Annotated in this window: 11 protein-coding genes and 1 pseudogene; 4 read left to right on the top strand and 8 right to left on the bottom strand. The window is 38.0% G+C overall.

The window, feature by feature from the left end; translation table 11 throughout:
- Window positions 1-77 precede the first annotated feature (77 nt).
- From AACU25_RS22355 to AACU25_RS22345, 3 genes are all read left to right on the top strand, one after another.
- Window positions 78-689 (top strand): NYN domain-containing protein, encoded by a 612-nt coding sequence (locus AACU25_RS22355; protein WP_096579399.1) that lies wholly within the window; start codon window positions 78-80, stop codon window positions 687-689.
- A gap of 384 nt (window positions 690-1,073) precedes the next feature.
- Window positions 1,074-1,631 carry a hypothetical protein gene (locus AACU25_RS22350; RefSeq protein ID WP_096579397.1) on the top strand — a complete coding sequence of 186 codons (558 nt, stop codon included), beginning with the start codon at window positions 1,074-1,076 and terminating at the stop codon, window positions 1,629-1,631.
- Between the two features lie 1,571 nt (window positions 1,632-3,202).
- Window positions 3,203-3,643, top strand: coding sequence for a hypothetical protein (locus tag AACU25_RS22345; RefSeq protein WP_190445836.1), 441 nt, complete (start codon window positions 3,203-3,205; stop codon window positions 3,641-3,643).
- Here the strand turns inward: AACU25_RS22345 and AACU25_RS22340 are convergent.
- Entirely contained in the window at window positions 3,640-4,116 is a 477-nt protein-coding gene (locus AACU25_RS22340; protein ID WP_190445837.1) for a hypothetical protein, read from the bottom strand. The two genes, AACU25_RS22345 and AACU25_RS22340, sit on opposite strands and share 4 nt — an antisense overlap.
- A gap of 412 nt (window positions 4,117-4,528) precedes the next feature.
- On the opposite strand from AACU25_RS22340, the gene AACU25_RS22335 reads away from it, so the two are divergent.
- On the top strand, window positions 4,529-4,843 hold the full coding sequence (locus AACU25_RS22335; RefSeq protein WP_096579391.1) for a virulence factor: 315 nt from the start codon (window positions 4,529-4,531) through the stop codon (window positions 4,841-4,843).
- Window positions 4,844-4,926: 83 nt separating this feature from the next.
- On the opposite strand, the gene AACU25_RS22330 is transcribed toward AACU25_RS22335, so the two are convergent.
- The 7 genes and pseudogenes from AACU25_RS22330 to AACU25_RS22300 all read right to left on the bottom strand — a co-directional run bounded on the left by AACU25_RS22330 (window position 4,927) and on the right by AACU25_RS22300 (window position 12,588).
- The gene (locus AACU25_RS22330; RefSeq protein WP_096579389.1) at window positions 4,927-5,976 is read right to left on the bottom strand and encodes a replication initiator protein A; all 1,050 of its coding nucleotides are present in this window, start codon (window positions 5,974-5,976) and stop codon (window positions 4,927-4,929) included.
- A 787-nt stretch (window positions 5,977-6,763) separates the two neighbouring features.
- Window positions 6,764-8,530 (bottom strand): annotated as a pseudogene (locus AACU25_RS22325) (DNA cytosine methyltransferase); the annotation flags it as partial.
- Window positions 8,531-8,646: 116 nt separating this feature from the next.
- Window positions 8,647-9,171: a DNA (cytosine-5-)-methyltransferase gene (locus tag AACU25_RS22320; RefSeq protein ID WP_199347368.1), complete on the bottom strand. Its 525-nt coding sequence runs from the start codon at window positions 9,169-9,171 to the stop codon at window positions 8,647-8,649.
- 1,081 nt (window positions 9,172-10,252) lie between these two features.
- Window positions 10,253-10,669 (bottom strand): hypothetical protein, encoded by a 417-nt coding sequence (locus AACU25_RS22315; RefSeq protein WP_096579383.1) that lies wholly within the window; start codon window positions 10,667-10,669, stop codon window positions 10,253-10,255.
- Between the two features lie 6 nt (window positions 10,670-10,675).
- Window positions 10,676-10,948, bottom strand: coding sequence for a DUF4258 domain-containing protein (locus AACU25_RS22310; RefSeq protein ID WP_096579381.1), 273 nt, complete (start codon window positions 10,946-10,948; stop codon window positions 10,676-10,678).
- Window positions 10,949-11,152: 204 nt separating this feature from the next.
- The gene (locus AACU25_RS22305; RefSeq protein ID WP_096579379.1) at window positions 11,153-12,079 is read right to left on the bottom strand and encodes an N-6 DNA methylase; all 927 of its coding nucleotides are present in this window, start codon (window positions 12,077-12,079) and stop codon (window positions 11,153-11,155) included.
- Window positions 12,080-12,300: 221 nt separating this feature from the next.
- Window positions 12,301-12,588 carry a hypothetical protein gene (locus AACU25_RS22300; RefSeq protein WP_096579377.1) on the bottom strand — a complete coding sequence of 96 codons (288 nt, stop codon included), beginning with the start codon at window positions 12,586-12,588 and terminating at the stop codon, window positions 12,301-12,303.
- Between the last annotated feature and the right edge of the window lie 119 nt (window positions 12,589-12,707).

The raw sequence follows: 12,707 nt of genomic DNA, 5'->3' as shown, positions 1-12,707 counted from the left end.
ATCCCCCTTATCGCTTCGGTGGTAAGGTGCAAGGCCGCTCTTTACAGCGGCCTTAGCTTTTTTTATAACCATCACATATGAAAACAAATGTATATGTTGATGGCTTTAATCTCTACTACGGTTCACTCAAGGATTCGCCTTATAAATGGCTTAATCTTCATACCCTTGTAACCACAATATTAAAACAATCTTCTATCAATCACATTAAATACTTCACTGCACGGGTGAAAGCTCGTCCGCAAGATCCCAGCCAAGCTGTTCGCCAAGATACTTATTTAAGAGCGTTAAAGACTATTCCTCATGTAACAGTGATTGAAGGAACATTTCTTTCTTCTAGAATCTGGATGCCTCTTGCCGCAAACCCTGCTGAAAAGGTAAAAGTTATCAAAACTGAGGAGAAAGGTTCTGACGTGAATTTAGCAGTACATCTGGTAAGTGATGCTTATAAACAAGAATTTGAGCAAGCAATTGTTATTTCTAACGATTCTGACCTTTGTGAAGCGATAAAAATTGTTCGTTCGCTCAAGCTCAATGTAGGAATACTGCACCCTCATAAGAGACCAAGCATAGAGTTGAGTAAACACGCTCATTTCATTCGTCCTATCAGGGAAGGAGCACTACAAGGTAGCCAATTTCCTCATACACTTCATGATAAAGCAGGTTCCTTTCACAAGCCTGATTCTTGGTAACTCAAAAAAGGCATTTTTTAAACTTTTAACACTTCAGCAATATATTCAGTAAGTAATTCAGCAAGTATTTACTTGCTGAATAAGCTAATTTTACAGAATTTATACATAATCAACGTCCTAAATCTCTTTCTTTACTGAAGATAAACCTGTTATACCTTGGGTGACGTTGAGGGGATAGGTGACCAAGGCAATGAATAAAAGGTAGCTGAGGTCTTTAGGTATAAACCTTTCTCTAATTCGTCGGTCGCGGGGCAGCCCGCTTGTGTTGATATCTTAGCGGGCAGCCCCGCTAAGGTTCTTTTGACAGTGACTAATTATCTGGTCGTCAATCACAAATTAGTAATGCTTGAAAAAACGTTTTAAATTATTAATGTGAAAGGTTTAATGAATTCCCTTATAGATTTAATGAGTACATTAACTCAAACATTAATTCCAGTTATCAACTTAATTTTTACAGTATCAATTTATAGAAATAGAAATAAAGACAAAGAAATTGACATATCTTTTCATCATAGAAAAATCTATCAAGAAAAAGTTAACGATGCGTTAGTTTCTATTTTTCGTTCAGTCACTGAAACTCGAAATTGTATAGATATATTAAACTCGTGCTCAGGCAAAAACTACGAAAATGATGAAGCAAAAAAAGCTGATATACAACAACGACTAAATGCGTTCATAGAACACCATAATGCAACAGTAAAGTTATACGACAACCACGAAATTCTTCTTAAACCTGAAATATATGAAATTTTAGAAGAGTTAAGAAAATGTGGATGTAATACTATATCAGATGTCGAATCGTTACTCAGCACACCTCCTAGTAAGAATTCAGCAGAATGGAAAACACAGAATATCCAAGAAGTGAAAAAAGACTACGAACAATTTAATTTGAAACGAGAAAAATTGAAAAAAGCAATTCAAGATGAATTAAATAATAATTAAAAGTTCTTTCTGGCATTTCTTTGTCTCTACTATTTTTTTAAAAAAATTACGAATCATTAGTGAGTCGCTAATATTTTTTTCAATCTGTTCAAAAAATATTAATCAAATCAATATGTTACAACCAGCTAACCCTTACCGAAAAGGGGCTCACAGTGCTGGTGCTTCGCTAACGTACCTGCAATAGAGAGTATTCGCGTTGACTAGGCGACACCTGGGCGTTGAGACTTACCACCTCACGTAAAACAGGGACGGCATAGCTTCCGTCAGGTCGTGTAGTCCTTCTTCGCGCTGGATGCTTGTAACCAAGCTCGTCCAGTGCAAGAGAGGCTGAATGGTGCAATCCTGTGACGTGCTGCACAGAGTAATCCCATTCTTCTATCTCATACGATTTTTCATTCACTCATTGAATTATTGAAAATTTAACAATTGAAGACGGGCGACCGAGACACACTTAAGTACCCAACGCTTAAGCCGTGAGAAGGGAAGTGGTGTAAATCCACCAGAGGGGGCATAGCCTACGGGAATAACCTATGGCGTGTAACCTCTGCCAGTGCTGGGAGTTCGTCATTGGTAACAATGGCGATCGGAGGAGACAACTTCGATGTGGCTTAGAAATAAGCCCAACGAATAGCTCAACAGTGAAAGGCGGGAAACTGCTTACTGGTTATGCGGTGTATGGTGCGAGGTCAAACCGCGAAACATCTCAAGGTGAGTAAGGGAAAGCTTCTGCCTTCTAGTCCCCCAAATCGCTCACTGCGAAAGGTACTTAAGTACCTAGCCTTGACGACCTGAGCCTCTAGGCTCTAGCAACACCTAACCATCGTTGAACTCTTATTACTAATCGGGGAATCTCCTGCACGCCGGAATTAGCTACTTCGGAAGCTTGCAATGTCAGCAAGTCGTAAAACATGACAGGAGAGGGAGCGGGGAGCAGTAGGAATCACACTATGTGAGAGAACAATGGGCTGACAGTCCGGCGTTCTTGTCCCGTGGGCTGGTAATCCACAGACAAAGGACACACGAAAGCTCTGAGGAGGGGTAGTTAATGCGAATACACCCCATCTAGTGCGGTGCGGAGTGAATGGTATGCCTTACACGGGTGTAGCGTTCACTCTCTTACCAGTACAAAACACAAGCGTGCATATCAAAGAAAAAGTATGTAGTAATTAATACAACGCAAAAACACGAAAAATAGTCCAAAAAAATAACAAAGTGTAAACACTTGAAAACACAAGATTTGTGACGGCTATATGGAAGGTATGGGTCTTCGCCTAATAAGTAGCATTTACTACTAACAGGAGTAGTCTATCTTCCGCCGTGCGTTGTTATCAATGGTTTTCTTATCAAGGCTTTGTGAGTTGTGCCTTTCACCTACAACTCACCTTTTTTTTCTAGGAGCAGGGGTGATGATCTATGAAGCGCACACATTAGGAGAATTTTTGCGTAAGGTCGCTATCGACTACCTACGATACGGCTATTATCGGTATCTCCTAAGGGTAATTCCTGAAAAGATGGAGGTACATTCTATTGATCGAAAGGTAATCGCCGACTATGAAATTACCGTATGTCGGATGACGCGGTTTAGGAGAAAAAAAGCAGGACGTGCCAATGTCGCCTACGTTCGGTGGGGTCGTCGCTTTGTGCTGCTTGCCACGGAAGGAATGCACGAGGAATTTGAGAAACGAAGATTTCTAGATATTCGAGAGAACCCTTTATATGTGAATGGCTACTCGATTGGAATACACGCAGGAAAGCCATGTGTCATGATTGAACCTACTCGATATCAACTCATTCGCTCCCACCTTCATGCGATCGCACTCTTTAATGAAGCACGGGTCACTGAGTACCTACGCAATATCTCTCCCTTTAGTTTTCCAGGCATTGTGAGGCAGAAGCGACGATTACTGCATGAGGTGAATAGGAGGAGAAAACGGGCAGGGTTATCTACCATTAAGATTGAGGTTCGCTTTACGAAAAAAGATGCTAGTGCTCCTAAGATAGCGGCTTATTAAGCGTAAGACTTACCTGTACTGGCTTCAATCAACGCTATAGCAAAACACTGCTCAAAATCTGCCATCCACGAAACTGCTGCACCTAGCGTAGGCATAGTTATAGTAGCAAGCCAAGGCACAGTGTTCGGCATGTGAGGAGTACGAGGAATTGTTCTACATTCACCCATTAAGTTGAGATACAAGTGTTCAAATAGTTCCCAACAAAGTTCCTGCTTTGTATGACTCCAAACAACAGCGTTTGAGGTTAAGGTAATGCTAGATTCACGCACATCAAACATTGCACATTCTCCATCAACCGTTGTGTTGACAGTGTAATCTTCAAAAGGATAAGGCAATGGATCTTCTGCCTTACCTCCTAGGATGGCTCGTGCGGCTATTGGATGGAGAAGCTTTAAGGTTTCTGGTTGATACTGTTTATTAGAGCAATCAAACGTATTATCCGTGTTCAGAGTATAGTGCAGAAGTTGAGGCATGTTATCTTTACAGTTCACAAACATAATCGTTCACTGATGTTCCTTGTTTGTGATTTTTTAATCAAGAGTTTTAGTGAATATTAAATAATGAAATTCCCTAATAAATTAAACTTTACCCTCTTCACTAGAGCCACCGTGCTGTCATAACTATCGTTCATTATAAAAAGTAACTGGTACCTATACCAAAGGTTAAACATATTCAAACACATACTCTTATTTAAAATTGCGTTCATATATCAAGAATTAACTTGAATTTTCATAACAAATCAAGGATGATTTTTGTAAGGACTCTCTCTACACTTAACCGTTAACAAGCATCGAGTCTTATGTGAAAGAAGGAGCGATGATATTAGAATATCAATTCGCACGCTTATTTTAATAATAAAAATTTGCTAATTTTGAACTAGTATTTATGTACGCAATTACATTTGATTTAGACACTGATACGTTAGGCAAAACGTACCACAATCCTTCCTATCAAAACGCCTATAACGACATTAAAGCCGTCCTGCAACAACATGGCTTTGGGCGACAGCAAGGCAGTGTGTACTTTGGAAATAACTCCGTAGATCCGGTCACATGCGTCATTGCAGTCATGGATATTACTCAAAAATTCTCGTGGTTTGCTCCCTCAGTCAGAGATATCAGGATGCTCAGAATCGAAGATAATAACGACCTGACACCAGCAATTAATAAGGCGCTGGCTCTTAGCCAAACCACTAAGTAACTAATAAATTAAATAAGCATATTAAAAAAGTAGCAATTGCTATATTGAACGATAATTCTGTTTCACAGAAAAAGATTCTCCTCCTACGATGGCCGCCACCTAAGATTAAATTTATCGCACATTATTTCAAGTTCTTCTTTAGTAGGTTTTCGATTCGGTCTTGGCACAATTCGTAGAGGAACACTCTCACTAGATTCTTTCTCTGGTGCAGTAGATGCATGTGGTGGAGTAGGTGAAGTAGCAGTAGCTCTCTCAAAACGGATATAGTGTTTCCCTCTACGGGGCGAATAAAATCGTTGAGATTCGGCGACAGGAACAATAAAACCTTTCTTCTCAAGCTCTTGAATTGCAGGCCTCAATTTTATTTTTAAATTCGTTGAATCATAGGCATCACTGACACCAATATGATTAGTAGCAAAACTACGCAGTTCAAATTCTAAACACTTTGAGCGATAAAATCGCTTATCAAGAAATCTAAATATTCGTTTTGCTATAGCCGTTTCAAGACTAGTGTAGAAATCAAAATCTAAGCGTTTAATATTTCCTGCATGAAAACTCTTAAAAATAATTTCATTCCACACAATTCGAGAAAGCCCAGCAGAAGGGTCATGAGGGAAACGTGCAAGAAATGCCTGTTTCGTTTCATTATCGTAAATTGAAATATTTTCTATGATATGAAAAGTTTCACTCACCCATGATTGTGCAGTTTTATCCCACCAGGCTTTATCATACTTTAACGTGATTCCTGTCCAACGATTAAGTGATTCTTCTAATCGTTTATAGTTCACATCATTGATTGTCCAATTAAGTAGTTTTAAAAATTCATATCGCGTAAAGCGGAGTTCTCGGCTATCAAAGCCATTTCTACTCGATAATTGCACTGCTCCTAATATGACTTCTTCATCCAAACTCGTAGGGAGTCCATAAAGGTCTGAAGCGGTGATGGTGAGGGTACGAGCTACAGGGCGCTTTATAGCTTCATCATAAACGGTATCAGCAAAAATAATTGTTTTTTGATCTGGTTTACGCTTACCGAGCATTGCAATCGGAAACTCTGCCAAGTTCATTTCATCACGCCCATAAATAATACTTTGTAACTCCTCATCATCTCTTTCGTCTTTGTCTGATATCACGCGGTGTTTTCCTAAAAAATTTAAAAATAAAAGCGAAGCGTTCTCTTATTTTTATATAGTTTTAATAGTTTAGTAGTGAGCGGTAAAAAAATCGAATAAAATCAATAACTTAGACTTAATTTCTTACCTCAATTCACGAAGTTTCCTACCTCAGACTGCAATAGTTTCCTACCTCAGACTGCAATAGTTTCCTACCTCAGACTGCAATATGTCTACCTCAGACTGCAATAGTTCCTACCTCAGACTGCAATATGTCTACCTCAAACTGCAATAATTCCTACCTCAGACTGCAATAGTTTCTATGTTTAAGCAATCTTTTAATTTGTAAATAATAACAGTGCAGCCTATTGTTACGAGAGAATTAAGTATTAAAGCTTCTATAGCGGTCATAAAGGGGGATATTACTACTAGTCTAATGTTGAGAGTGTCTAATTTAAAAAGATAGATAATAGCGGTTTTATAGCGTTTAAATGAATGTCTTCATAATGTCATCTGAGGACAATGAAACACACTGTTATATTCTCAAAATTTGAACTATTGCAGTCTGAGGTAGAAAATGACTCTCAATGTGGACTATTTGGTGTGAAGTTTTAAAGGTAAAACTTGATTGTTGTACAACAATCAAAATATAGAATGAGCAATAAACAAAAACTGTTGAAAAATGGGCCTTTCAAAGTTTCTACCACTTTCTGCACCACTGGTGGCACAAGCTGTCAGCCCGTGTTGCTTCAGAAAAGGAGTGACGTTAGTAGCATCTGTTGAGCGGTTAGAATAACCACCTTCTAAATTATCCTGAGCGTAGCGTATATCCTGATGTGGATGAACTAACTTTTCTACAAGACTTGTAATCAATCATACTGTATAAGTGTTTATTTTTACCTAGATTATTGATAATAGTCTCTATGCCTTCAGTAACAGACTGATGAAGTGAAATTTCTTGTCCATCTTGTAATGCTTTTAAAGGGTGAGAAAGACATCTATGTTCTTGCTTGTATTGCTCTATATCATCTGAATTAGTCAATTTTTCAGCTTGGCTGAATGCCTCAGAGAGATAAATAGTATACTGATTTTTTTTAGCCATAGTTTTACTTGGTTTATCTCTCCACATAACAGAGATTTGTTTCCCAATATTGATTGTAAATGGATAACAACAGCGAAAATAACCAGGAGGAATCGTTGTATTTGTTTCGTTAACTCGAACGTCAAACCGCAAATCTCTGAGCTTTTTAACAACTGCTGTTAAATCAAATAAAGATTTTTTTCCACTTAGTAAATCTTGCAGATACTGAGCAGGGAAAATTTTTCTGGTTTTTTCAAAAGCACTAAACTCTTTAGCAAATCTTAGGAGGAAAGAAGAATCAGCATTCAAAATTTCTATTTTGAGTTCAAATGTTGGATGCGGTTCAGTAAAATGACCATATACATCCATCATAGTTTGATAACCAGAATTACTGCTAAGTAAGTCTTCAATTGCATCCCAAATGATAGGTATATCTTCTGCTGTATTAGAAAAAAGTAGACCCTTAATGACCTTAATACCATTACCAATGAGGTGATGAAATTGTACTGTGTATTGTAGTAATGGTATATCTATAAACGACCTCAATTCATAACGTGCCACAGATACCAAGCAATTTTCTCCAGAACGCTCGGTTCTAAATCGGTATCCAGAACCAGTATGAGGAAAATGAGGAGTTTTCAGACAAGTTCTTTGCTTGGGTGAAGAATAATGAAAAAATATTTCTGTTGTGTTATTGATATTTTCTAATAGAGCTTTATGAGCAGAAGATTCAGGAAGATTAGTAGCAGCGTGAAATATACTAAGTTGAAGAACCTCTTCAGTTGACTTAACACGCTTACTACGTGTTGCTTTTGCTTTTCGAGATTTAGAAACATCAAAAGCTAGTTTATCATTTTCTTCAAGCAGCTCTACTCCTAAATCAACATGAAATAGTTGTTGCATGACTGCTTCTGCCAGTTTTTTAGCAAAAAATGGAGGCACAGAATTACCGATTTGTCTTTGTACTGTAATAGCACTACCAGCTAACTCATAATCATCAGGAAATGTTTGTAACCGTTTGAATTCTGGCAAAGTGAATTTCCGGTTTTTCCAATGGAAAGGGCCTGAATAAGCCCCCATCTGGGCCACAATTGTGCGAACTGGTTTTTCTGGATCGGCCTTGTACAAAAAGTCGGAGAAACGAGAACGCCATGCAAATCTGGGTTCAGGATATCCCATTTCTCTTGTGAAGTAATGATAGTTACAACCTGGGGGAACTTCTGCTAGTAGATGACCATACTTTCCTGGATAACTATGTATTGGCTCTAAAGGGTCTTGAAGATCTGCTATGGCTTCCAAAGCGCTCATATGAGAACATTGGCTTGATGAATCTTCGCCATGCGTGGGTTTGGGAAATTTGGATTTCCCGTGACGAGTGCCAACCATAATTAAACGTTCTCTAAGTTGTGGAACTCCATAGTCAGCACTGTTAAGAATTCTATATGAAAGTTGATAACCTAAATCTGAAAATGTTTTATTTATAAGTTGCCAATCTTTACCTTTAGGGCGGCCGCATCATGTCAATAAGTAAAGTCTATTCTCAATAGAGTTAAAAACAATGTCATTAACCCTTGCTTATTGCGAAGAACTTAGGCGATCGCCTTGGAGCTTTAAAAATAATCAAACGCGAAATCTTGATTTTTTCGTTGGTTCTTAACCTTCGTTGTGATCATGAGGAATTTAGATGCGTTTGCCCTATCTTTACCTTTGTTAGCACTCAAAATTCCTCTGACATTTTCAAACAGGAATCCTTGTGGTTGATAGTGTTTTACTAAACGACAGTAATGCTCGAATAAACTACCTCTTGCATCTAAAATTCCGCTTATGCCTCCAGCCCGTCTACCAATAGCAGAAAAGCTTTGGCAAGGAGGCCCACCAATAATAAAGTCAACCTGAGTTACATTAATTTCATGTGGTTCAAGAATGCGGATATCTTTGTTGATAATTTGACAGTCTGGTTCTAAATATCGACCTAAGTTAAGCTGTAGGGTTTGGCAGAATATTTTTTCTTGTTCAACACAAGCAACAATTCTAAAACCAGCATGGTGAAATCCAATATCAAGTCCACCTGCTCCTGTAAAGAGGGATAAAGTCACTGGTTTTTGTTGATGATGTATCTTTTCTGTTATTGTCATGTTTCCAGCCATACCGCAATCCTATAGCACCCAAAAAATTCTATTCTAGTAACTGGTAACAAGCGATGTTAGAAGATTTACCTTGGGCGATCGCTGATCTTGCTCAAATAAATGACAAGTTTTATGTTGACAAATCTCAGAGAGGAATGTTGAGTTCTTGATGCAATTGTCCCAAAAAATCACTCTTCGCGGTGAAAAGCACAATCTCAATCTGCACAAGGCCAAACATTTCCACAAATACCTTTGTTCACCTTGTTCATAGAGTTCATCCTTTTTTACCCTTGATGATACGGTACTTGCAAAGAGGTAATCGTAGCGACTTCTACTCAATCTCGAAACACTTCATAGCGGCTTCGTGAATGAACAAGAGAGAGTAATTTTGTTGAGAATTCACGTTTGTAGTTCTCGACTAATATTTGCTAAAACCTAATTCAACATAAGCTCAATCAGGTTTTTTCTAGAAGTAATGCAGGATTTATGTAAGGAAGAAATGAATATTAAAAGGATGGGAAGATAAAATGTTTATAACCTGATTCTCTCATCTTCCCAAAAGCTTTTATAACCCTTCTAAAATTTTATTGATAAGTGGTCTTGTGTGAAATGAAGCGAAAATAACTCCTACCACTCTTTACATTTACTGTTATAGTTAGCTTGAAAAATCGCAGTGCTGCAATAATGGTTGCTACTTCTTTTTATGAGAAATTCATCATTTACTCGTTGTTACTTATCATTTCTCCTTGAGTAACTACCTGCTTCAGAACCTTAGCTACCTCCTGTGGCTAACGTGTAGCTTTTGATCCCTGCATATAAAGATGCAGAGCACATTATCAAATACTTATCATTTGGTTAACGGTAAGTACTCTACTAACTGTGGTTATCTTTATCTAAACTACAAGAGGTTACAATTTGCGTAAAAAGTATATTAAAGTAACTGAATTAAAGCCATTAAGGCAGACAAGAAGGAGGGGATTATTTACAAGTAAGGGGGAAGGGCTTGTACATAGTTAAGCTTATTAAAATCAATTCTACGACGTTAAATAACTATACAGGTGCAATCGTCTCCCAAAGTGAACCATCTGGATTATGTTCGATTACGTTGAGATGAGGAAGGAGCGCTTTTTTTCTTGGATAATACAGGCGCTTGTGGAGAAGATGAAATTGTTTTTTTCGATTTCTTTACGGGTTTGCGTTGAGCAGTAGGAGTAGAAAAAGAGAGCATAAGGGCAAAGCTACGAATAATATGTTCTGCAAAAAACTCTACGGTCACGCCCTTCATGTGAGCTTCTTGGGTTATCTGTTCAAGTTCATTAGGTGAAAGAAATACAGTCAAGGAATTCTTAGATGAATATTTTTTAGGAACAGACTGGTTGACGAGAAGGGATTGAGATTGAGCATAACTTTGATATCGAGCAATCTCTTTGCGGTTTTTCACTGGAGTTATCTTACCTTGCTTAAATGCAGCTTCGATTTCTTTTTCTTCCTTACTTAGTTTGCTCATAAGTATCTAAGTACCCAAATATGTACGAGTTGCTAGCCTACTCTTGTACGCAGTTTTTAAAAATACTTTTTTGTCATCTTCTACAAAAGGAACGATATATGCATATCCTTCTATCTCAAGAATAAACATTTTTTGATGAGGATATTTATCTGGATTAGGATGTGGCACAACGTCTAAAACATATCCTTGCTCAATAGCTAACACTATTCTCTCAAATGATATCTTTCTCTCTCGAAGAAGTAACGCATTTTTTTCGGTATTCCATTCATATTTTTTCACCTAAAAAGGGTAAATAAATTATCCTTCTAGGTCAATGACTCATGTGTAACTCCTGAACACCGCAAGGTGTTAATAAATAAAAAAGTTAATCGCGCAAACTTGATTGTTGTACAACAATCAAAATATAGAACGAGCAATGAATCAAAACTGTTTAAAAATGCGCTGACAATTTTTGTGAGCGCATCGCGTTGAAAATCCTTAAGGTTACAAATCCTCGAATAAGTCTAGTTGCTTCTCAGTTGGTGGTGTAGCATCCCTCTTACTCTGCTTATGCGTATTCGCCTTGTGTTGGTCAGCAGTCTGTGGCGGTGCTGGCATCTCCTCAAAAAGACTCAGTTGGCGGGGAGAAACGTCAAACGCATCCTGTCCCTGCGGGTCTTCAGATGAAGAAATAAAGGTGAATGTCTCTTCCACCTGTTGCGTGAGCGTAGGTACGTCATGCAGTTCGCGAAATTTCTTTGCGATAAGAAACGCAGGAGTATACCTTACACCATACACTTCTAAAGACAGCGAATTACCATGAATGACAGTGCCAGAAATGCCCAGGGCAGACAGTTGAATATACGTCATATTCGCACAGAGCGAATCTAGATCCACTGCTTCAAAGTACATACATTCCTGAGGATTATAGCCCAATTCCTCAATCACCTCAGTAGCCGCAATTAAAAAACATCCTGCTCCTACCGCTGGTTCATGAAAACTGACATATCCTTTTTGAGTGATCTGCTCATCCAGTAAGTGCTGGTCAATTGAGAGTCGAGCCATCAGTTTGGCAACAGGATAGGGCATAAAAAATTGCCCTAAATCGGCTTTCCATCCAATTTCGAGTTCTTGATGCAGTTGTCCTAAAAAGTCACTCTTTGCGGTGGAAAGCACAAGCTGCACAAGGCCAAACATTTCTGCAAATACCTGCAATGAATCACGATCATACTCTTTCACTATCTCAAGATACCTTCGTTCACCTTGTTCGTAGAGTTCATCCTTTTTTAAAATTCCTTGGTGATACGGTACTTGCTGAGAGGTAATCGCGGCGACTTCTACCCAATCTCGAAACACTTCATAGCGGCTTCGTGAATGAACAAGAGAGAGTAATTTGGTTGAGAATTCACGTTTGTAGTTTTCAACTAACATTTCCTAAAACCTAATTCAACATAAGGTCAATCAGGTTTTTTCTAGAAGTAGTGCAGTATTTCTATAAGGTGTAATGAGAATTGAAAGGGTGGGAAGATAAAATGTGTAGTACCTACTAAGCTCATCTTCCCAAAAGCTTAAATAACCCTTTTAAAGACTGAAGTAGTGGGTATCTCGTTTGTAATGAAGCGAAAACGGGTCATCCCACTACAATTTTTTGTTCATCTTATTGGTGAAACAACTTCATAAACTGCTTGAAAAACTTCACGCTCATGTGTCTCAATTTTTATTCTTATTTCGCTTATTAATTCTAATTTTGGTATGTCCTTCTTGTTCCTTTTTTGCTTTATTCCCAGTTTTGAAGCTACTTGTCTAGCTTGTTTGAGTTTTAGGGAATCAATTATTTTTATCAACCTAACCTTTTCGTCTTCAACCGTTGGAGTTACAAACCAACACAAAAAACTAAAAACAATAACCCAGAGATAAACTGCCAATAATGCATCCAACATAATAGTAACCTCTTCTTGTTTAACTGAGGTTACTATTGTGAACAATCATAAAAATTAAGGAAGGTTTACGAAGTATTTTTATAGATAAAATGCATTTTTTGGCATTAGGAATGCTACAC

Origin of the sequence: Tolypothrix tenuis PCC 7101, from assembly GCF_963874875.1 — a bacterium.
Lineage (GTDB): Bacteria > Cyanobacteriota > Cyanobacteriia > Cyanobacteriales > Nostocaceae > Aulosira > Aulosira tenue.
This window is presented reverse-complemented; position numbering and strand designations above follow the sequence as displayed.